Annotated in this window: 12 protein-coding genes and 13 pseudogenes; 18 read left to right on the plus strand and 7 right to left on the minus strand. The window is 47.6% G+C overall.

What is annotated here, in order from left to right; all coding sequences use genetic code 11:
* Positions 1 to 623: 623 nt before the first annotated feature.
* The 3 genes from AC0T7J_RS20955 to AC0T7J_RS20965 all read right to left on the minus strand — a co-directional run bounded on the left by AC0T7J_RS20955 (position 624) and on the right by AC0T7J_RS20965 (position 3,912).
* Positions 624 to 800 carry a hypothetical protein gene (locus AC0T7J_RS20955; RefSeq protein ID WP_473796667.1) on the minus strand — a complete coding sequence of 59 codons (177 nt, stop codon included), beginning with the start codon at positions 798 to 800 and terminating at the stop codon, positions 624 to 626.
* Between the two features lie 593 nt (positions 801 to 1,393).
* Complete coding sequence (locus AC0T7J_RS20960; RefSeq protein WP_473796670.1) at positions 1,394 to 1,543, minus strand: hypothetical protein; 150 nt, start codon at positions 1,541 to 1,543, stop codon at positions 1,394 to 1,396.
* 719 nt (positions 1,544 to 2,262) lie between these two features.
* The gene (locus tag AC0T7J_RS20965) at positions 2,263 to 3,912 is read right to left on the minus strand and encodes a methyl-accepting chemotaxis protein (protein WP_473796673.1); all 1,650 of its coding nucleotides are present in this window, start codon (positions 3,910 to 3,912) and stop codon (positions 2,263 to 2,265) included.
* Between the two features lie 580 nt (positions 3,913 to 4,492).
* Between AC0T7J_RS20965 and AC0T7J_RS20970 the strand changes: the two are divergent.
* From AC0T7J_RS20970 to AC0T7J_RS21015, 10 genes and pseudogenes are all read left to right on the plus strand, one after another.
* Positions 4,493 to 5,255: pseudogene (locus AC0T7J_RS20970) on the plus strand (MFS transporter); the annotation flags it as partial.
* Positions 5,256 to 5,269: 14 nt separating this feature from the next.
* Positions 5,270 to 6,363, plus strand: a pseudogene (locus AC0T7J_RS20975) (tartrate dehydrogenase).
* 2 nt (positions 6,364 to 6,365) lie between these two features.
* A pseudogene (locus AC0T7J_RS20980) lies at positions 6,366 to 7,349 on the plus strand (glycerate kinase type-2 family protein); the annotation flags it as partial.
* Positions 7,350 to 7,429: 80 nt separating this feature from the next.
* A complete protein-coding gene (locus AC0T7J_RS20985) occupies positions 7,430 to 8,620 on the plus strand; it encodes an IS4 family transposase (RefSeq protein WP_473796676.1) in 1,191 nt (396 codons plus the stop codon).
* Between the two features lie 20 nt (positions 8,621 to 8,640).
* Positions 8,641 to 8,925, plus strand: a pseudogene (locus tag AC0T7J_RS20990) (MOFRL family protein); the annotation flags it as partial.
* Positions 8,926 to 9,704: 779 nt separating this feature from the next.
* Positions 9,705 to 10,296 (plus strand): annotated as a pseudogene (locus AC0T7J_RS20995) (N-6 DNA methylase); the annotation flags it as partial.
* Positions 10,297 to 10,414: 118 nt separating this feature from the next.
* Positions 10,415 to 10,747: pseudogene (locus AC0T7J_RS21000) on the plus strand (type II toxin-antitoxin system RelE/ParE family toxin).
* Positions 10,744 to 11,034 carry a helix-turn-helix domain-containing protein gene (locus AC0T7J_RS21005; protein ID WP_473796679.1) on the plus strand — a complete coding sequence of 97 codons (291 nt, stop codon included), beginning with the start codon at positions 10,744 to 10,746 and terminating at the stop codon, positions 11,032 to 11,034. The pseudogene AC0T7J_RS21000 and the gene AC0T7J_RS21005 overlap by 4 nt, the downstream one beginning before the upstream one ends.
* 717 nt (positions 11,035 to 11,751) lie before the next feature.
* On the plus strand, positions 11,752 to 12,330 hold the full coding sequence (locus tag AC0T7J_RS21010; RefSeq protein ID WP_473796682.1) for a hypothetical protein: 579 nt from the start codon (positions 11,752 to 11,754) through the stop codon (positions 12,328 to 12,330).
* A 123-nt stretch (positions 12,331 to 12,453) separates the two neighbouring features.
* Positions 12,454 to 13,274: pseudogene (locus AC0T7J_RS21015) on the plus strand (DUF932 domain-containing protein).
* 22 nt (positions 13,275 to 13,296) lie between these two features.
* Here AC0T7J_RS21015 and AC0T7J_RS21020 read toward each other — a convergent pair.
* A pseudogene (locus tag AC0T7J_RS21020) lies at positions 13,297 to 13,829 on the minus strand (lytic transglycosylase domain-containing protein).
* A 622-nt stretch (positions 13,830 to 14,451) separates the two neighbouring features.
* Here AC0T7J_RS21020 and AC0T7J_RS21025 point away from each other — a divergent pair.
* Positions 14,452 to 14,751 (plus strand): relaxosome protein TraM, encoded by a 300-nt coding sequence (locus tag AC0T7J_RS21025; RefSeq protein ID WP_473796685.1) that lies wholly within the window; start codon positions 14,452 to 14,454, stop codon positions 14,749 to 14,751.
* Positions 14,752 to 14,883: 132 nt separating this feature from the next.
* Here AC0T7J_RS21025 and AC0T7J_RS21030 read toward each other — a convergent pair whose 3' ends face one another.
* A complete protein-coding gene (locus tag AC0T7J_RS21030) occupies positions 14,884 to 15,504 on the minus strand; it encodes a sensor histidine kinase (protein ID WP_473796783.1) in 621 nt (206 codons plus the stop codon).
* A 4-nt stretch (positions 15,505 to 15,508) separates the two neighbouring features.
* On the opposite strand from AC0T7J_RS21030, the pseudogene AC0T7J_RS21035 reads away from it, so the two are divergent.
* The 4 genes and pseudogenes from AC0T7J_RS21035 to AC0T7J_RS21050 form a co-directional block, all read left to right on the plus strand.
* Positions 15,509 to 15,914 (plus strand): annotated as a pseudogene (locus AC0T7J_RS21035) (integrase core domain-containing protein); the annotation flags it as partial.
* Positions 15,915 to 16,049: 135 nt separating this feature from the next.
* Positions 16,050 to 16,528 (plus strand): annotated as a pseudogene (locus AC0T7J_RS21040) (DUF4113 domain-containing protein); the annotation flags it as partial.
* 417 nt (positions 16,529 to 16,945) lie between these two features.
* Positions 16,946 to 17,182, plus strand: coding sequence for a type II toxin-antitoxin system CcdA family antitoxin (locus AC0T7J_RS21045; RefSeq protein WP_473796688.1), 237 nt, complete (start codon positions 16,946 to 16,948; stop codon positions 17,180 to 17,182).
* 2 nt (positions 17,183 to 17,184) lie between these two features.
* The gene (locus tag AC0T7J_RS21050) at positions 17,185 to 17,499 is read left to right on the plus strand and encodes a CcdB family protein (RefSeq protein ID WP_473796691.1); all 315 of its coding nucleotides are present in this window, start codon (positions 17,185 to 17,187) and stop codon (positions 17,497 to 17,499) included.
* 139 nt (positions 17,500 to 17,638) lie between these two features.
* On the opposite strand, the pseudogene AC0T7J_RS21055 reads toward AC0T7J_RS21050, so the two are convergent.
* Positions 17,639 to 17,830 (minus strand): annotated as a pseudogene (locus AC0T7J_RS21055) (phage integrase family protein); the annotation flags it as partial.
* A gap of 123 nt (positions 17,831 to 17,953) precedes the next feature.
* A pseudogene (locus AC0T7J_RS21060) lies at positions 17,954 to 18,323 on the minus strand (transposase); the annotation flags it as partial.
* Positions 18,324 to 18,388: 65 nt separating this feature from the next.
* Between AC0T7J_RS21060 and AC0T7J_RS21065 the strand changes: the two are divergent.
* From AC0T7J_RS21065 to AC0T7J_RS21075, 3 genes and pseudogenes are all read left to right on the plus strand, one after another.
* Positions 18,389 to 18,556 (plus strand): annotated as a pseudogene (locus tag AC0T7J_RS21065) (IS3 family transposase); the annotation flags it as partial.
* A gap of 745 nt (positions 18,557 to 19,301) precedes the next feature.
* Positions 19,302 to 20,972 (plus strand): alginate lyase family protein, encoded by a 1,671-nt coding sequence (locus tag AC0T7J_RS21070; RefSeq protein WP_473796693.1) that lies wholly within the window; start codon positions 19,302 to 19,304, stop codon positions 20,970 to 20,972.
* A 421-nt stretch (positions 20,973 to 21,393) separates the two neighbouring features.
* Positions 21,394 to 21,618, plus strand: coding sequence for a thioredoxin domain-containing protein (locus AC0T7J_RS21075; protein WP_473796696.1), 225 nt, complete (start codon positions 21,394 to 21,396; stop codon positions 21,616 to 21,618).
* The last annotated feature ends 112 nt before the right edge of the window (positions 21,619 to 21,730 follow it).

Consider the following 21,730-nt stretch of genomic DNA (forward strand, 5'->3'; position numbering starts at 1 on the left):
TGGTGCCTTTAGATGCATTGTATTGACATAATGTCCGTAAATAAGAGTCCCTATAGCGCGGTTTTTCCACGGCTTTCATCGAAGATAGAATTCTGAACCACATCAATATTATGGTGAGATGTAAATGGTATGCGGCGACCTGAATTATATTCAGCAACGTAACGGGCGGCCCTTAGCAGGCGATTATTGTATGAGCTGAAGAGATCATCACCCTGGCTCCAGGCTAATTGACATATGATCCCGGTCAGGCCAATACCAAGAAGCGAATACCCCTTATCCCGACCACTTTCATGCTACTGTACAAGACCCTCAGAGTAAATTTTCGAGGCCGCATTCATATGGTAACGTTTCCATTGCCATGAATGTAGTAGTACTTCGCATCCCCATAAAGATCATTCCTGTCAGTAAATATGCCTACTGCCATTAGTGAAGCGATGTTGGATAGATCCCAGTTAGCCCAGAGTAATTTTTCTTTGCGCCATTATGATGTTTAAGAAACGCTTAGTTCATCCGGGAAAAACAGTTAGAAGCATGTTTTTTACTTCCTTTTTTTTTAACGAAGTAAATGCTGTAGATGCCTTTAGTGTTTCAGCAGCAACAGCTATTTGGTACCCATGTAAGGCCTAAGCCAGAAACTTATCTGAAATTCCATCAATATCCTTAAGCATATCTGCCCACTGCGTGAGAATGTCCGCAGCTCTTGCGGACCTGGCATTATCCCCACTGATTCGCCAGTCGATAGCCAAAGCAAAAGCAGCAGCTGCATCATTATAAAAGCTTGGAATAATGTTCTTTTGCATGGCCTCGTGCTGTTCCCCAGTAAAGCACGATTACCGGATGAGCTTGGTAGGTCAAGTAATCATGACTGTACTACGCAATAACATATAATAAGATGCCCATGGATTGGGATGCTCTCTGACTTTGTTCGCCATTACATTAAATTCGTTTTAATTATTAAGGAATCACGAGTGAATAAAATATTTGTTGAACGGAAGGTATAATTGCGAAAATAGAGAGGCCAATGAAAGAAATAAAATATTTTCATAAACTCTCATGTTTCCAATTGCTTCAAAAGTTAAATTCTGTGAGCGCGTTTTATTATTTGAAAAATTACTGTTATTAATATGATTTTCATTAACACTTCTACTATATCGAAGCATGCGTGCGAAACACGTATTCATCTAACTAAATAAAAGCTCTTAACTGGATTGAAATTAACGAAAAGTTATATTTATTGCCATTTCTATTATGGCAGCATGTTAATAAATAAATAAATAAATAAATAAATATTTATGTAATGTTTTACTTGAAAGTGAATTATCTAGGGTTGAAAATTTATGATTGGCATAGTTTAAGTTTTTTATAACTCAATGATTATATTGAAATGATTACCTTAAACGTTTAGCACAATATCAACTGACAGAAGATCTGTGGTGGTGCAATCTGTAAACGGTATGACCTGATGCCCATTCTCAGCAAAGCCTGTTTCAAGATTGTTTTTACTAACAAACAGTTCCGGTACTTTTGGACGCAGTTTTACCATATGCCTCCTTTTCGTTCAGATTCGCTCAGAATATCATAGTTAATATGTTGCAGTTTAATGGTGAGAATTATCTGCTGAACACTAAAGAAGTCTTTTTGAGCAAATATTATCTCGTTGCTGAGCTGACAGAGACAATTCAGCTTGCTAGCAAGTTTGGCATAAAGCTATTTCTGCCGGCCTTCTTTCATAATTCAGCGAATATCATTGCCTAATGCCCTGCAAAACAGACACTACTTTTCAGGTTTTGCCAGTCAATTGCATTGAAATAAGTTCACATTGCAGGGGAAGTTGCTACACGCGACTGACGAGCTATATTAATAACTACAAGTACTCACCATCAAAGTGATTGATAAAGATATTATCTTAATTAATTTATGGTTATTGATTAATCCATTATGAACAGGTCCTCAATGATTAACCCATTAGCTGCCCTTAGCTTTGTAAATAGCAAATTGTGTCTGCTGAAATGTCCCGTCGGATCTGCGGCTTGCAGGGCGTATTTCATTAAAACCTCGCTTTATGTATAGTGACTGTACTGCAGCACAGGTTTATCTGCTTTCAGGAAAATCCACAGAGCAAGCTTGAGGTTACATCATAATTTATTTAATCTTTTTGGAGAGTCAGCACTTATATAGAGTTATGACTTGTCGTAGACAGCTGAAATCGCTGCACATAGATCACTCAAGCACACAGCGCCAATGAGAGGCGCTGTGTAGTCATCAGAATTGTGTCCAGCCGTCGTTCCCGACTTCCTTGTGGCCTTTGGCGAGCTCAGTATGTATTCCCGGCCTAACTAAGGCTGGAGGCACTTGAATAGCAGCAGCTCCATGTTTGCCTAAGCTGAACACAGATACTGCCTGGAGGAGAAGCTCTGCCTGTTCTCTGAGGCTTGAGGCGGCGGCGGCCGACTCTTCAACCAGCGAGGCATTCTGCTGAGTTGTTGTGTCCATTTCTATAACGGCAATGCCGACTTGTTCAATTCCGCGAGCCTGCTCGGCACTTGCAGAATTAATTTCTTCAACCGTATCCGCCAGCTTACTAACCGCCGAGAGAATACCGGACATGGTTTCAGAAGCATGCACTACCAGTTTATTACCGTGTCCCACAGTAGTTGCATTGGCGGCAATCAGCTGACGTATTTCCCCCGCAGCTGCAGCGCTACGCTGCGCCAATGACCTGACTTCGCTAGCTACTACAGCAAAGCCCCGGCCATGTTCACCGGCTCGGGCCGCTTCCACGGCTGCATTCAGTGCAAGGATGTTCGTCTGAAAAGCGATGCTGTCGATAACAGCAGTTATTTCACCAATGCGACCTGAGCTTTCGCTGATTGACTTCATTGTGCCAGTAATGGCAACTGTCGCTTCACTACCTTTATTGGCTACATCGCGGACACTTACAGCCAGCTGGCCTGCCTGACGGGCGTTATTGGCATTATTTTTAACTGTCATACCTAATTGCGTCATTGTCGCTGCAGTCTGTTCAAGCGCACTGGCTTGTTCCTCAGTGCGCTGAGAGAGGTCAGCGTTACCCTGAGCAATCTGGGTGCTGGCTGAAGCCACATTCTCAGCGTTATTTCTAACTATACTCACAGTATTAATCAGTGAGTCTTGCATTTCACCGATGGCCGACAACAGTTTACCGGTTTCGTCCCGGTTGTCAGTATGGAGCACGGAACTTAGGTCTCCACGAGAAACGCGCTGTGCAGCTTCAACGGCATCCTTAAGGGGACGCGTAATACTCCGCGTAATAAACCAGGCTGATACCGTCGCTAAAAGTAGAGCAATTGCGCCAGCTACAATTAAAATCATTATGGCACTGGAACGGTCATCACGCGCTTGAACAGCAGCGAAATTCATACGTCCTTCCTGAAAGGTCTGCATTTCTTTCAGTGATTCCATAAAATTATTTTGAGACTTGTAGCGGGAACCAAAAAGCATCTTTGTAGCCTCTTCACTTTTTCCCTGTTGTGCGAGTGCTACCACTTCATCAATAAATGGTAAGAAGAGCTTAGCGTGGGCTTGAAGGCGATTAAAAATCACCTCTCCCTGAGGTGAGCTTACCTGTTTATCGATGAGGCTAATGAGATTATCTACTTCGTTTCTTTCCCCACGATAATCTCTGATGGATTTTTCTCTAAGGGTAATGTCGCTGTAAAGAATAGCGTTTCGAGCAAGGCGGCTCATATCAGATGTATAATAGCGCAGCAAAAGGGACGTAGAGGCTTTTACATACCGACTACCAGATATTTCATCGGTAGCTTTTCCGAGAGAACTTATTTTTACGATGCCGATCAGCACCATAAACATGACGAGTAGCGCCATAAAACCGAAGGCAGCACCAAGCCGAACTCCTATTCTTATATTATTCATACTGATTCTCAAGTGTAAGACATCAACAATGATGCAGGGGTTAATGTGTAAATCTTTATGTTTAACAGGAGCATAAGTGCACTGGATAACTCAGTATCTTATTGCACTATCATTGTTATCGGCAAGGTTTAGTAAATGTTTATACTATTTATCGTATGGTGGTACCTATCGACTCATAGATTGATGATCTGTACCGGTTTGACTATTAAGGCAGAAGCTAAATATAGTTTGGCTTCTAACTAATTTTGGGGGAATCTAATTTATTCCACTAGATATTTATATTATAAATATATATTCTTGGTTTTATTCAAAAAATTATACCTGCTTTTCATGTTGACATCATAAATCATAAATGTATAATTTTTTTGGAAAGGCGATTTTATAATGCCATAAAAATAGCGACTCTAATACGTGCCCTTCGCCCGCATGCTGCGGGCTTTTTTTTATTTGCTTTCTATTTCATGTGGCAATATTATTTTTTAAATCCTAAGCGATTACCTTCATAAAAATTAATTACTCTTTAATTTAATTATATTTCCTAAATAGCTGCACCTAATACTGCTACACTTTTTCCAGCCCGCAGTGGATGTTTTTACTGGAAGCCGTCCCGACGCTGATGCTCGGCGTTGTCGTGTTGTTCTACCTTACTGACCGCCCGGCTCGCACCTGGCTGGAAAACATCATGCAGGCCGAGGAGCTGGCACGTGCGGCAAAACAGAGCCACAGTAGCGCATGGCAAAGACTGGCGGATAAGCGCGTGCTGGCACTGGCACTGGCAATGGTCTATTTCGGTACATCCGCTGGCTTGTACACGCTTGGCATATGGTCGCCGCAAAACATCCGCAGCTTCGGTGCATCATCGCTTGAAATTGGTTTCCTTAACGCCTTCCCGGCTGTCATAGGCGTTATCGCCATGATCCTGTGGGCACGTCATTCCGACCGTACTAAAGAGCGCAGCTGGCATGTGATTGGCGCCTGTCTGCTGGCAGCAGCCGGACTGATTTACGCCGGTAACGTTAGCACGCTATTCTCCGTTATTATCGCCTTAACGCTGGTCACCGTAGGTATCAGCGCATCGAAACCTCCACTGTGTAGCATGCATGCCAACCGTGTTTCTCAGCGGACCGGCAGCGGCAGCGGGCATCGCTACTATCAACTCCATCGGCAATCTCGGCGGTTTTGTCGGCCCAATTATGATAGGCGTGATCCGTCAACAAACCGGCAGCTACAGTTGGGGTCTCTACTTTGTCGCGGGACTGCTGGCTCTCTCAGCTCTGATTGTCCTGATTCTTTCTGCTAGAGCAAATAAACCGCAAACGACAGAGATTCCTCATCCTCATTGACTGAAGAAGTAACTATGCGTAACTACAAAATTGCAGCCATACCCGCCGACGGTATCGGTCCGGAAGTCATTTCAGCCGGAGTTGAGGTGCTACATGCGCTGACACGTCGCGAACCTCAGCTGAAGTTTGATATTGAGACCTTTGACTGGGGTTCAGACTACTACAAAAAACATGGCGTGATGATGCCGGAAGAGGGACTGAACACGCTGAAGAAGTTCGACGCAATTTACTTCGGCGCGGTGGGAGCACCCGATGTGCCTGACCACATCACCCTGTGGGGCCTGCGTCTGCCGATTTGCCAGGGCTTTGACCAGTACGCCAATGTGCGACCAACCAAAATCCTGCTTGGCGTGACTTCACCACTACGGAACCGTGGTCCGGGCGATCTTGACTGGGTCATTGTGCGTGAAAACTCTGAGGGTGAATACTCCGGTAACGGCGGTCGTGCGCACCGGGGCTTACCGGAAGAGGTGGGTACCGAAGTGGTAATCTTCACCCGCGTTGGGGTCACGCGCATCATGCGCTATGCCTTCAGACTGGCGCAGTCACGTCCGCGTAAGCTGCTGACTGTTGCGACCAAATCCAATGCCCAGCGTCACGGTATGGTATGGTGATGTGGGATGAAATTGCCGCGGAAGTAGCGCTGGAGTTCCCGGATGTGAAGTGGGACAAAATGCTGGTCGATGCCATGACGCATCGTATGACGCTGCATCCGCAGACGCTGGATACTATCGTTGCCACCAACCTATATGCCGATATTCTGTCTGATCTGGCCGGTGCGCTGGCAGGTAGTCTGGGCGTGGCACCTACCGCAAATATCGATCCGGAACGCCGGTTCCCTTCCATGTTTGAACCGATCCATGGTTCAGCATTTGATATCACCGGTAAAGGTATCGCTAATCCGGTTGCGACCTTCTGGACCGCCGTGCAAATGCTTGAGCATCTGGGCGAACGCGACGCCGCTGCGCTGATCATGGAAGGCATCGAATACGTGTGTAAAAAAGGTATTCTGACTCCAGATGTCGGCGGCACCGCCAGTACTGCTGACGTCACCCGCGCTATGGTGCAATTTATCGAAGCCAAAGTTGACGTTGCCGAGATCGCATAACCATGAAAAATGAACAGGCCGCAGCGATCCTGAAAGATATCTTTCAGCAGGCTGTCGACAGCGCCCGCGCCGGGCCGGTGATCCCTCAGAACCTGTCGGAAAAGCCTCGCGGCCGTTGCGTGGTGATAGGTGCCGGTAAAGCTTCAGCAGCGATGGCGGCAGCGGTAGATGCGGCCTGGCCAGATGTGGATGTGTCAGGCGTGGTAGTGACGCGTTACGGTCACGCGGTGCCCGCGGGCCGCATCCGCATTATCGAGGCGGCACATCCCGTGTCGGATGCGATGAGTGAAACGGCCGCAATGCTGATGGTGGAGACATTACGCGGATTAACACCGGATGATCTGGTGCTGGCACTTTCCGGTGGGGGTTCTGCGCTGATGGCGCTGCTCGCGCCGGGATTAACTCTGGCCGATAAGCAGAACATCACCCGGTCTCTGCTACACAGTGGCGCCAACATCAAAGAGATGAATTTGGTACGTCGTCACCTCTCCGCGGTGAAAGGCGGCAAGTTGGCGGTGCTGGCGCAACCGGCACGTATCGTATCACTAATTATCAGTGATGTGCCTGGCGATAATCCCGCAGACGTAGCGTCTGGCCCCACCGTTGCCGACCACAGTATGCCGCATGATGCGCTCCGGGTACTGCAGCGCTACGATATCGCGATCCCCGAAGCTGTCCGCGAACGGCTAAACCAGCCGGCCAGCCCGGTGAAAAACGTTGCGAACAGTGAAGTCAGGCTGATCGCTACACCTGCGCTGGCATTAGAGCAGGCGGCAGTCGCTGCCCGCAATCACGGACTCACGCCGCTTATTCTGGGCGATGCGATTGAAGGTGAAAGCCGTGAAGTTGCCTTGGTCATGGCCGGTATCGCCAGGTCGGTGAAGCAGTATGGGCATTCGGTTTCTGGTCCTGCTGTGTTGTTGTCGGGTGGTGAAACCACCGTGACTGTCAACAACGCTCAGCCCGGAAAAGGCGGGCGCAACACCTGAGGTATCCCCATAAAATGAGACAGGCATAGAGATTTGTGATCTTATTGATTGTGCGACCAATTCAATGAGATTCCTCTATGCCTGCCCGCTCATTATGCCAGAAGTTTTTTCGTGATGCGCTTGCCCCTCTGCACGTCTATCGTCAGAAGGCCCTTGTTGATGCCACCTCCGCTGTTATTAATGGGGCCAGTCTTACCCTTACCAGTATTGGCCGTCATCTTTCCGGCTATGCTCACGTTAAACATAAAATTAAACGGGCTGACAGGTTACTGGGCAACATCCGTCTCCATGATGAGGTCCCTGTCGTTTTCAGCCTGATAACCCGCCGCATTCTGCAGCATATGCCCCGCGTATTTATTCTGGTGGACTGGAGCAGTTACCACTGCGAAGCATTTCAGCTTTTGCGTGCCAGCCTCGCCTGCGATGGTCGTTCCCTTCCCCTCATGAGCCGGGTGGTGCCCAAATCCCAACAGGGCAGTCCGGATGTGCATGAGCAGTTTTTCACTTCACTGTCACGCTGCCTTAATCCGGCAACGGAAGTCACCATTATTGCTGACGCGGGCTTTCATGGACGATGGTTTGGACAAATCAGTCAGCGGGGATGGTCGTTCATAAGCCGGGTGCAGGGTAATCATTATTATCGGGTGAAAACGGAATGGGAGAAAGTCAGTGAGGCTGGAAATATCGCGACGGGCCGGCCTGAGTATTTAGGTGAAGGACTTCTGGTGCGCGGTAAGGACGCCCGGCATGCCGGTCATTTTTATCTTTATAAACAGAAAGCTAAAGGCCGAAAAGGACGAACAACCAAAGAGCAAAAGCGCCGCCCCAGCCAGGAAATTAAAGGCCGAACCTCTGCTAAATCACCATGGCTTATCTTCACGAATACGACGGCGTATAGCCCAAAGCAGATAATGAAAATTTACAGCCGAAGAATGCAGATAGAGCAGAATTTCCGGGATGAAAAAAATGCGCGTTATGGTTTTGGTTTACGTCATGGAGGAAGTCAGAGTGTAGGCCGTTTTTCTGTACTGAGCCTGATTGCAACACTGGCGAGCATAATTATGTGGCTGAATGGGTACTGCTTCGAAAACAAAGGATTACACCGGAGATACCAGGCAAACACAACGGAATGCCGCCGGGTGATATCGTTGTTAAAATTGTCGGAGAACGTGCTGCGGCATTCTCCACAATTATTTGCCAGAACGTCGCTGGATAAGTCGTTAAAGCTACTTATCCAGCGAAATAGATCTATGGTTCTCATCTACTGATGGTTAGTGGGGATCCCTAAGGGCGCAACACCGAGTTTTTGCTCAGCCTTGCTTGTGCATTGCAGGGTGAAAACGGTATCTGGGTAGTAGCTGGCGACAGTGATGGTATTGACGGCACTGAAGATGCCGCGGGCGCGATGATCTTTCCGGACACACTGACACGCGGCAAAATGAGTGGCCTTAATGCGGTTAATTATCTCGATGGACATGACAGTTACAGCTATTTTCACGCCCTTGAGGATTTGCTGATAACCGGCCCGGCTTTAACCAACGTAAATGACATCCGGGCAATATTGATTGCCTGAGCCTTTTGCTCTCCTGCGTTCCGGGAGAGCAATATTTATGCTTAGCGTTGTTCTGCCTAAGCCAGTTTGTCACGGTTCTACCGGCTTCCCCTGATGCTCCATCATGGAAAGCTACAGTCTGTCGCGTCCAGTTTGCGCGGTTGAAAATCCATTCTCCCTAATAAAGCCAGTCAAGCCCATGGATTTAGTCCGCTTCTCGCTCATAACGGACCTTTCCAGGTCTGACACCTGAGCGCCCAATCTGCTCGCAAGGCTTCTACTGGCAGTTTAATCAGGGCAGCGTCTGGTTAAACTGCCTGTATCTGCTTGATGCCGGGATGGGCAGAGATATCAGCGCGCTGGACGTATTCGATGAGAGGGGGTAAGCGGCTCACCACAAGCGCCTGTCATCTGCGATCACGGAGGCTGTCGCCGGGAAGGCCACCGGCCCTGCTATTTTCTCCCGATGCCGCCCTGACCGGTGGCATCTCTTCAGTAAGGGGTAAGGAAGACGCTCCGCTCTGCTTCTTATGCCGCTTCCCGTTCTGCGGCCGGAAAACGGCAGAGGTAAAGTGCCGTGCCCTTACTGTAGCCGGGCTGCTTCCCAAACAAGCGAAGATGTCGTCGGCCTGCTCACCCGTTCCCCGCCGTGCGCGGGACATTCAGTCTGCTCTGGCGGCGCGTGTGGCTTCGTGTCCGCCCTTGTTTGCTCAGATGTTCGCCCGTCTGCGTGTTGGTCACGGCACCCCAGGGGTACTCCTGACTTAAGGGGCATAACTATGTCCCGATTCATGCGTGGCGACATCGCCCGGATCAGAACGCCGGAAAGCATTGAACGCTGCCGGAAAATCAGCGAACGCTACAGCGCCGCTGACATGCGTAGTATGCACGAACTGTTCACGCTGATGGTATGTGCGCTTCAGTCCCAGTTTCATGATTTTCTGGGCGCTATTTTTATGGAGCTTGAGCTGGGCGACGATCGCCAGGGGCAGTATTTTATGCCTTACAGCGTCCAGTCAATGATGGCCCGCCTGCTGATGCCAGGCGTGATTGATACCATCCGGCGGGAAGGCATGTTTACCCTGTCAGAGCCGACCTGCGGAGCCGGGGGAATGGTGATCGCTTAAGCAGAGTGCCTGATTGAAGGCGGGCTTAACCCTTCCGTTCAGATGTTCGTCAGTTGCATTGATATCGATCCTGTCGCGGCGGATATGGCGTTTATACAGCTTTCCCTGCTGGGCATTGCATCCGAGGTTGTTACCGGAAATACACTGACGCTGGAGTTTAACCGGGTGCGCTGTACACCGGCTTATTATCATCAATGATTTTGAAGAACGGCTTGAAAGCCAGCGCCGGATCAAGGCGATGCTGGCTTTTATCAGGGCAATGTAGGCAACGGATAAAACAGCAGGGAACAGTATGACAGGGAAGCCGGAATTACGGGTGGTATAGGGTGCATGAGGCATGCAGAAATTACACAACATACGAAATTATGTATAATGAGGGGATAATGCGTAAGAAAATCAGTTTTATTGACAGCAGTCTTGAGGATTTACGGGCTTTCCCGGAATAGGCCCGCACCGCGTCAGGGTATCAGCTTGACCTGGTGCAGCAGGGACTGGAGCCGGACGACTGGAAGCCATTTGCTTCAGTCGGTCAGGGAGCACGTGAAATACGCATCCGGGGTGATGACGGCATTTTCCGGATCATGTATGTCGCCAAATTTGAAGAGGCCGTGTATGTGCTGCACTGCTTCCAGAAAAAGACACAGAAGACCAGCCTGAGTGACGTGGAACTTGCCCGGAATCGTTATCGCAGACTGGCAGAGGAGCGTAAAAAATGAATATTCAGACTTTTGATAATGTGTGGGACGCTATCAGTGAAACGCCAGAGCAGGCGGAAAATATGAAACTTCGCGCCGTGTTAGTGAGCCGCCTGAATAGCTGGATCAAACGTAATGGCCTGAATCAGGCTACTGCCGCCGCTGCGCTGGGCGTTTCACAGCCAAGAGTGTCAGAGCTGGCAGGAGGCAAAATTAACTGCTTCTCGATTGATAAGCTGGTCAGCATGATGGCACATGCCGGACTGCACATAACCAGTATTGAGATAAGCGAACCAGAGGCAGCGTGAGCTGCCTTTTTGCCCCGCGCAAACTGCCAGGGCGGTAGCCCCTTCGGGTCAGGATAAACCCGGTGCTGACGCACCGGCTATACCCTTTCACCTGACCGTCTTCATCCCTTCCCATCTGATGCTGATAGCTTGCTGTTTCTGATAACCGGGCTGATTCTGCCACTACCACTACCACTACCACTACCACTACCACTACCACTACCACTACCACTACCACTACCACTACCACTACCACTACCACTACCACTACCACTACCACTACCACTGCCGGGACATGGCCACCTTCGGCTCCCCGGCGTTGCCGGGTCGTCAGTCCTACTGCGCTAACCGGCTTTGCCGGTAAGCTCCGCCGAACCCCTTCGGGTTTCGGACATAGGGCCTGATGGCTGAGGTCAGGGGCTGCAACCGGCTGCCGCCGGTGCGTTCACTGGCCCCGTAATCGGGGCCGCTGAAGACCGGACCGGCAAAGGGCCGCCGTCCGGTGCTGTGCCCTGTTCATCTCCCGCGTTCTGTTTCGTTTCCTGAATCCCTCGCCGTGCAGAAATCTGGCACACGGGCGCTTCGCGCAAGAGACGCAAGCTAATCGGCTGCACCCGGTTCCTTCGGGCTGCAGCTTTGCCGTTTCCCTCTGCGCTCAGCCTGATCCCCGCGCGCCCGTTCTGCCCTCACGGCGAGGAACTCAGAGAAACATCGAATAAACCACACGGGAGACACAACATGTCAAAGCTGAACGTCAATACCCCGGCTTCAGAATCTAAAGAATCATCTTCTTTAACGGCAAAACCATCAGAAGAAATCAGCTATGAAGCTATCCGCCGTGCCTTACGTCGCAGTCTATTTTTAAAGGATCATCCGCAGTTCAATGTGAACACCGCGGCGCTGCGTAGCGATTTTGCTATGAATCTGGAGTATCTGACGGCGGCAACCTTTACGCGCGAAGAGGCAGATTTTAATACGGGAAAATTCCGCTCAGGAATCGAGATGTTGCTGATTAACGCGCATGAAAAACTGCAGATCACGGTTTTTGTTTATGCTCCAGCGGCAGGCTCTACACCGGAAACCTATGAAACCCGGATCGTGCATTCAGCTAATCCGATAGGTGAAGAAGAGTATGCGGAAAATACCGAATACCAGACTACTAACGTTTACAAAGCCGCAGGTGAGCTGAATGTTGCGGCGCTTGATCTGTTTTGGTCTGAGCATGAAGGGCTGATTAAATATGCGAAGCAAAACCTGCCCCGGACTAACGAATACAGCCCATTCTGCCACTGGCAATTTTCGCACCTGAGAGGATGAAAACACACTCCCCTGCAGCGCTCTGCAGGGGAAGTGAGATATCTGATATTCAGCGAATCGCTGGCCGCTATATAAGCTTTTTTATTTGACAGCTGACACTATTTCTTTATGAGGTAATTAATTATGGTCCGTTTTTCCTCCCGCTATGCAGCCCCGACTGCTATCCGTAAAAACAGCCCGCTGAATAATGATGAGCTGATGCGCATTGTTCCGAGCGCATTTTCAGCCGAAAAGCATGATTCACGCTCTGAGCGTTATACCTATATTCCGACCATTACACTGCTGGATAAACTGCGTGAAGAAAGGTTCGAACCTTTTTATGCCAGCCAGTCGCGCGTCCGCGATCCGGAAAGACGCGAATTTACCAAACACATGATCCGCCTGCGCCGGGGAAATAATAACAGCAGCGAAGAGGTGCCGGAAATCGTATTACTGAAAAGCCATGACGGCTCCAGCAGTTATAAAATGATCCCCGGTATTTTCCGGCAGGTCTGCACGAATGGCTTGGTGTGCTGGAAATCGTTTGGTGAAATCAGCGTGCCACACAAGGGGATATTGTCTCGCAGGTTATTGAAGGTGCTTATGAGGTGCTGGGCGTGTTCGATAAGGTGGAAAATAATATCAGCATGATGAAATCCATTCAGGTTAACAGTGAAGAACGCCGCCTGCTGGGCCAGCTGGCGCTGGAATATAAATATGACGGCAAAGAGCCGCCGGTGTCAGCTGAGCGTATTATTAAGCCGCGCGCCTGGTATGACAAAGGCACCGACCTGTGGACCGCGTTTAATATCGCGCAGGAGAACCTGATCAAGGGGGGTGTGCCCGGCAGAACGGCGAAGGGAAAAAGAACCACGACCCGGGCAGTCATAGGTATCGACGGCGATATAAAGCTGAATCAGGCGCTGTGGAAGATGGCGGAGGAGTTCGCAAAAATCAGATCATGAAAATAATCCCGGCATGCCGGGGTTATTTTTTGTCAGGCATTACGTCCGCAGCTAAGAAATTTTCAGGCGCGGGCGTTTTCTTATTCTGTTTGTCATTGCAGTGTAAACCTCATCCCGTGCAATGAGTACCCGGTAAATACTCTTGATGATTGCAGCATATTCACGACGCTGTTTGATCAGCTTCGGACTCGGGCCGGTGTTGTACATCCCGACGCTGTCCCAGTTTCTGCCATACTGTCTGAAATTTCGTGCCTCGATCTACGCACCGGTATAAATGCAGATGCACGGATCTTTCAGCAGCCTTTCCCGCGTAATATCAAACTTTTTCAGCCGATTAAAGTGAGAGCTGTTTATCTGCATATTGCAGACATCATGCGTGCCGCCGCTGCTTTTCGTATTCAGCGCATTATTACGCATGCGTGATTCTTGAATGGAATGTGCCATCAGGAGACGCGGATCAATACCGAAATCCTGACCGGCTTTTGTGAAACACATTTCCGGCGCAGCCTGCGCGCTGAATACAGCGGCAAGCGCGAGAGCAGCAAATATTTTCATTCTGATAATCTCACGTACGTGCGCGTAAAGCGCCAGGAGGGTTCGTGTGGAAAATACCCGCTCAGATCATCGCTTGCAAGATAATTCGTTACAGACGCGCACGTTGCGCTGGCGGGCTGGAGATAAACCCCGTTAGGGATATAAAGAATTCAGCAGGATAGCGTTATTTACCAAGCCGCTCTTCGGGGGTAAGATTTCATCACACCCCACGCAAGATTTCATGTTGCAGTTATTTTTTTTAAAATCATACGCTTATGTGAAGTTTGGTATTTGCTTTAACTTGTATGTATCTGTTTTATCGTAGGTTACTACGACAAAGTAGTGTCGTTTCCTACGACATGATATCGTAGGTTTCTACTACCTGTTGTCATTGCTTGCTACGATGTTATATCGTAGGAGTGTTGTTAATTAGTTCAATCATAGTGTTGTATATCGTACAGTGTCACACCCTACGACATAATGGTGTCGCTTACGACTACCTGTATAGGACTCAAATTGCATGCACATTAGTGCTTCATAGAGCTGAAAAGCGAGGAGGGTCGGACAGGAGAACATGACACAAATTGGGAAAGTTATTATAAAATCCTAAATAATACGTTCAGGAGAAGAATTAACGGGAAGAATGGGTATCTACGTCAAAGATAAAATTGAAAAGGAAATCAGGGATATTTATCTTCTGGACATACAGAATGGAGCAAGTCCTGCTGAGGTCAGTCTTTCCTCCACATGTAATGAACTTCTCAGGTTAGGCCTGATTATGCACAAAGCTAAAAACACAGAAGATACGTTTAACCAGCGTGAGTTTAATCGTGAGCTGCTTCGTAAAGTCAGCGGCAGTAAAGAAGGCATAATGATATTACTAACGATGATGACTGAGCTTTATGTCAACTCAACGGGAGGCGGGGGGGACGGAGCGTATTGATTCCCTGTTGAGCCAGTACCTGACTGAAATAGACAACTCAGAAAGCGATGCAGATAACAGGCACTTCGTTAAACCAGACGAGAGCGAATAATGGAAAAGGAGTCCGGGCACGGCGGACTTCTTTCAGGATAATTAAGACTCTTTATCAATTGCAGTTACAGGCACTCTGATCATAAAGGTTGATTCATTAATTTTCGAACGCGCACTGACATTCCTCTTCATTGTTTTATGATAAATTTTAACAATTGACAGTCCCAGGCCCAGACCTTGTCGGGTTTCACTCTCAGCGCCCTGATTGAATGGCTGAAAAAGCAGATTGAGTTTTCTGGTATCAAACCCACAGCCTGTGTCACTGACTCTTACAAATAAGTGCGACTTAGCCACTCTAAGCCGCACTTTAACCAACCCGTAATGATTGTTTTTATTTTCGTTGTCAATAATGTTATAAATTATTGATGTGATTTTTTGTTTATCTGCATTGATGAGAATGTTCTGCGGATATATGTTGCATTCTATCTTATTGGTATTGCTTTCATTGTAGAGAGATAAGCCAGCGTTTAAAGCGTTTTCAGTATAAAAGCTTAGGTTATTAACACCAACATTACCGATCTCTATTTTAGAAAACTCAAGTATTTCTTTTGTCTGCTGATAAAGCTTATTAGAGTGGCATGTGATTTTAGCAAGATATTTTTCAGAATTTAAAACACCCCCTCTAACATTGATCATATCAGAAGATAACTGGATTTTCTGAATGGACACTGCCGCTTCCGTGATTACAGGCGTTCAGGTCGCTCGTATTCTGGACAGCATCGCGCTTTTTCGTGGCATCCGGCAACGATAAGAACCGATCAGGGCCCGGAATTTACCTGCCGCGCGCTCGATCAATGGGCCTTTGAGCATGGTTTTGAGTTGCGCTTAATCCAGTCTGGCAAGTCAACGCAGAACGGATTTATTGAGAGTTTCATTGGCCACTTTTGGGATGAATGCCTGAATGAACACTGGTTCAGCGATGTTCTTCATGCCCGGAAAATAATTAATAACTGGCGGCAGGATTATAACGAGTGTCGACCACATTCATCGCTGAATTACCAGACGCCAGCTGAATTTGCAGCGGGCTGGGAAATGGGAAATCAGAAGGTAAACAAACCGACATTGCTAACTGATCGTTGTATCTAATACTGGGGCCATGTCACCATCTTTATGGATAATTAAAATTACCTCACTTGGCAATGCGAACGATGAGATATTAGGCAGCATTTATAGCAAATCAGCTGCTTACGTCAAAGGTGCTGATGCAGGAGGCGCTATGTCAGTATGCAACCAGAGCCGCGGAGAAGCTCAGAAAGGAGCGCCAGTACTGCCAGCGCATCAGCGTCTTTATTCGAACCTCGCCGCATGCGCAGAGTGAGATATTTTATGGCAATAGCGCCGGTGAGAACCTCACTATTCCGACGCAGGACTCGCGCGATGTGATTGACGCGACCATGCGTTCGCTCGACCGCATATGGCCTGAAGGACGACGTTACATGAAGGCCGGGATAATGCTCGATGACTTTACGCCGAACGGCGTCAGTCAACTCAACCAGTTCGATGAGGATAAGCCACGTGCCAACAGTGCACAGTTGATGAAGGTTCTGGATGGGATCAATCAATCCGGGCTGGGCATTTTGTGGTTTGCCGGTCAGGGCGTGAATACGGAATGGAAATGAAGCGGGACATGCTCTCACCGGCGTGGACCACACGCTGGAGCTACATCCCGCTAGCGCGCGTGATGTAGCCGGTTCCAGGAGAGTGTTGTGTACGCCTCAAGCCCTCATATCTCAAGAAGAGTGCTGCCAGAATTCATCAACAGCGTAGAGAGGCCTGCCCGGCGTTTTCCATGGTAAGTACGCCCGCGCGGTAGCGTCACCATGAGCAAGCTGATAAAGCCATTCTTCAAAGGCAGGACGGCGTCTTTGGACAGGCCCCTTAAACATATCGGCTTACTGGCTAATAGTTATAAGCATTATCCCCTGCCGACGCATATGCGTCAGTAGTTGCTGTATTTCCATCAACACTTCTTCATTTAAAAGGGGGCTGACGCGCAGTGGAACGAAAACTCACGTTAAGCTATTTCTCCCTCAAAATTACTTTCCTGTGTTATACTACGTGTGATTAGCAGTGTTAATTACACGGGATTTAACGTGGGGTATTTATGGCTATAACTCAACGAGCAACACAAAGCGTTACCATGACCGTAGAACGTGACTTACTCAGCCGTGCGCGTGAGGCCGGAATTAATCTCAGTGCTACTCTGACCACGGCCCTCGACAGTGAACTTCGTCAGTACGAGGCAAAAAAATGGCAGGAGGAAAACAGCGAAGCGCTGGAAGCTCTAAACCGCTTTCATGATGAACACGGTTGTTTCAGCGATGAGTACAGGACATTTTAAGAATGCAGTTCACTGTATACAGTAATACCGGGAAAAGCGCCGTCTATCCCCTGCTGCTCAATGTTACCAGCGATATTATCGGGCAGTTAAACCGCAGGATTGTGATCCCCTTGCTGCCTGTTGAAAAGTACCCGAGCAGCACGCGCCCTGAACGGCTGGTTCCGCTTATTAGACTGACTGATGACAACGAATATGCCGTAATGACGCATGAAATGGCGAGCATTCCCGCTCGTGCTTTGGGGGCTGTGTTCTGCGATGCATCTCTTTATCGTGCAGAGATCAAAGCTGCTATTGATTTTCTTCTCGACGGTATCTAATGCCTCCTACGATGTGGCCCTTAGGGGTTCTAAGCCAGAACCCTATCAAACAATCTGCCCCTAATGATCCATGCCAGCATTTTATGAAACACAAACGTGAGTTTTCGTTCCACTGAGCATCAGACCCCTAAATGTGATTTATTTTGAGCGTCGCGGCCATCATCTCCAACTGGGCCACGTACTGCGGATCGGACAGAGGAATCAGCCGGTGAGGGCCCACACCTGACAGTGCCCTGCCTGGGCCGTGGGCACCTTTCTCGCCGCGCTGCTTGAGCGTGGCCAGCTGCACGTAAGGGTAGGGCGGCGCCAGGCTGAAATCCCCCCGGGCAATTCCCGGAGCTTGTACATAAGCCTGACAGGCAGAGCGCGCCAGTCGCAGCTGAATAGCTGAGCTCAGGCTGTGGCACTGAAGGAGCAATGACATGCTTATTGTTTTCGTAGCCATTATCTGAAGCCAGGCATAAAACCCACTGGGATGACATCCAGCACCCGACAGAGCATACGTACAGGCCAGCACAATCTGTTGTCACGGATAAAGGAGTACCTCAGTCGGACAACTTTGCGAAGTACGTCGCGGCTTTTTTTAATGTGTCTCTTTCATCGGTAACCCGCTTTAGTTCTTTCTGAAGTCGGCGGATCTCAGACTGGGCATGAGACTGAATTTTGTTGGCTGACGAGTCAGGGCCGTACTTTTTTACTCAAACATAGAGGCTGTGCGTGGTGATATCAAGACGTGTTGCCACGCTGGAAACGGAATGGCCGCGAACAACAACCTATTTTACCGCTTCAATTTTAAACTCTTCGGGATAACGCTTACCGCTCATGGGCACCTTTTTTAAGTCATCTTAAATGACCCGGTGGTGTCTGTTAAACCTGTGGCGATTCACTTCGCATCACAGAATTGGCACCTGAACGCCGTTGTTTTAATTACCGGTTATGCGGCGTGAAGGTCTTTGCGTTAACCACAAGCGGGTTTACGGCCTTTATTATCTGAGCGGGCTGTGGGCGTAAAACGCAGACGACGTCGTAAAGTCTGGCAACAGAACGTCTGCCGCTTACAGCTCACGCACCATTCTTTCCAGTCTGCACCACCGAAAAGTCTTCCGTATATATAAAAGCGTGGAGGGTACGTGCCAGCTCCAATGCGTTGGTGATGCCGAGCAGGTTCACCTGTCTAGCAGTACGACTGCATACGCCCGTATTTTCCTGAAAGGTTAACGCATCAGCAGCGCTTCGGTCGTTTCGGATTTACGGATGTGAGCACCACAGAACGTACTTGAACTGCAACTGCATTGATTTTTGGCCAAGAGAAAAAACATGAGTGGAGCTGAAGCGGTTATATACGCATAGACTTAATGACACCTATTAAAAAAAGCATTAAAAGCAATTCATTTATTTGGATAATTTATTTAATTCAGCTTTCGCACAGTAAAATTTTATGGGCTTAAATATTATATTTTAGTGAAATGTAAAGACTAAACGGACGAATTTGACAATTTCCACCAATATTTAAATTGATTGCATTATTAATCTCTGCTGCAATGATGGTGAAACATTAACGTAGCTAATGAGGTGAACAGGAAAAATAGAATGCAATAGAATGCAATAGAATGCAATAGAATGTAATGGAATCTTGCTATCTAGTGTCATCTACTAATGAAGTATGCAGGAAGTCAAATTTAAAAAATTATCCAGTCTTGTTTTTTTAACTATTCAGATACTATGCTTCTAAAGCAGCAATGATAAAATTTGAAAACATCAATAAAATTTATAGGCTGAAGTTATAGGAAATAGGGGAAATTATGAGTGCTTACTTGAAAAAGAGATTCACAAAAAATTCATTAGGATTTGTTGTGATATTATTATTAACTACAGTTAGGATTCCATTAAGTCATGCACAGGATAACAGCGCAGTTTTTCTCCATCCTGGTATGATCTACACCCAAGCTGACTTGGATAGAATGAAGAATGCCTTAACTAACAAGAAAAACCCTTGGAATACTGACTGGCAAATATTACAGTCTAATTACTTGGCGAGTTCTTTATATTCTTCTGATCCGGTAGAAACTGTATATAGAAACGACACGGCCCATGGTAATGATGGCTATGGAAGTTTAGAAAACAGTGCTTCAGCCGCCTTCCTGCTTGCAGTTGAATGGGCTTTGACAGGTGATACTGCCTATTCTAAAGCGGCTATAAACATCCTCAATAAATGGTCTCTGGTTCTAAAATCCATCCAGGGGAAAGACGCACAACTTGCCGCCAGTCTCAATGGTTATAAATTACTAAATGCAGCTGAATTATTACGTTATAGCAATAGCGGGTGGTCTTCTTCCGATATCAGTAACTTTACTAAAATGATGACAGACGTTTTTTACCCTTTAACTAGCACCTATGGTCAGGTTAATGGCGGTTGGGCGAATGGAAACTGGGATGCTGCAGACATCGTATACAATATGAGTCTTGGAGTATGGAAAAATGACTCCGCTTTATATAATAATGCTGTTGAATACTTTAAAAATGGAGAAGGCAACGGCTCAGTGATTCACTATATACAAAATGATAGTGGACAATTACAAGAAAGTGGACGTGACCAGGCACATGCGCAAGGTGGTTTAGGTTTATTATTAATAGCTGCTCAAATGGGATACAACCAACGCCAATTTAATAAATCTGGTGCAGATATGGTAAGCTACCCTAATGATAGCTATCCATTATTAAATGCGGTGGAATATATCGCTAAATATAATTTGGGATATTCAGTTCCATATACACCAATTGCAGGAAAGGGGTATACACTTGATGACATGAGAAAAAATAATTCCTGGACACCGGGGCTAACTATTTCTTCTCGTTTCAGGGGGGAGTTCAGGCCAATATATCGAGGAGCTATCAGTTTATTCACCACGGCGGGTGTATCCGACACTAAACTACCGTATGCAAAAGAAGTGATTAGTCGTTTGCCTATAGGAAAATTCTATTTCGATTCCCCATCCTATGAAGGTTTACTAAGTGCTACTTCACCATCCATTTCAAATGATATGTACGTTATAATGGAAAATTCAGGTGTTAGCACAAACTCATATGATTCAGGGGAAATGATTAGCGTAAGCGGCGATTCAGTACCAGTAACAGCAAAGGAAACTACGCCATCAAATAAAACTGCTTTTAAGATGGTGTATATAACTAAAAACCACTTTGCATTTCGCTCAATATATACTGGTAAATATTTATCTGTAACTTCTGATGGTAGTATAATTGCATCTTCTAATGAAATCTCTGACAAAGAAACATTTGTTTATACAGATAGCGGGAATGGTAATGGCACGTTATTATCATTAGATAATAATCATTATGTGTATATGGATCCAAATACTCATCGTATTTCTGCGAGCGCAACTAGGGTTGCAAATGACAATAGCAGATGGCTAATACTTTATCCAAACCCGAAAGATTTGGGTGTTTCTGATTAAAAAAGCTGATGATTTAAAAGCTGAATATATAAAAAATCGCTTTAAAGCCAAGTCGGTTCACTGGCGGTACCAGTAAAGGTTAAATAAGTAATGTGAAGCTTAATTAGACGTTATTGCCGAAATTATTATAAATTTGAAAAGGAAGTCGCTTTGCTCCTCGTCTTTTGCCACTTCCCGTCCTGCTCACCCGTCCCGCCGTGCGCGGGACATTCAGTCCGCTCCGGCGGCGCGTGCGGCCTGCGCGTTCGCCCCTGCCTGCTCCGCTTTACGCCCGTCTTTGGGGTGGTCACGGCACTACAGGGACGCCCCCTGACAATGATGAGCATAGCTATGTCCCGATTCATGCGAGGCGACATCCGGAATCGACGCAGGCCTCTTAAAGGGGCTGAGTATTTATCGAAAGCAGGGCGCGGATGCCTACATGACCTACCACAACGGGATTTCCGGAACCCGGCATAACGAAGGGAAGCTTACCGCAGAAGACATCGCAAAGGTGGTCTCAATAGCCGGTGCCGGTGCCTCCTCTGACGATGACAGTGCCGATTCCGATCGACAATTAGAGAGCAGTAACATGCTAGCGGAAATGCTTGGACTCACCGGTACGCCGGGCATTATCGTCATGCCGGCAGAAAATCCCACTGTTTAGAACACCACCGTAATACCCGGCGTAGTCAACGAAGGCATATTGCAGCAGGCCGTTGCTCGCGCTGCCGGGAAGGATTAATAACTCTAGTGGCGGAAGGTGGACTGACTGCAGG

Source organism: Pantoea sp. E956-1, assembly GCF_982223955.1.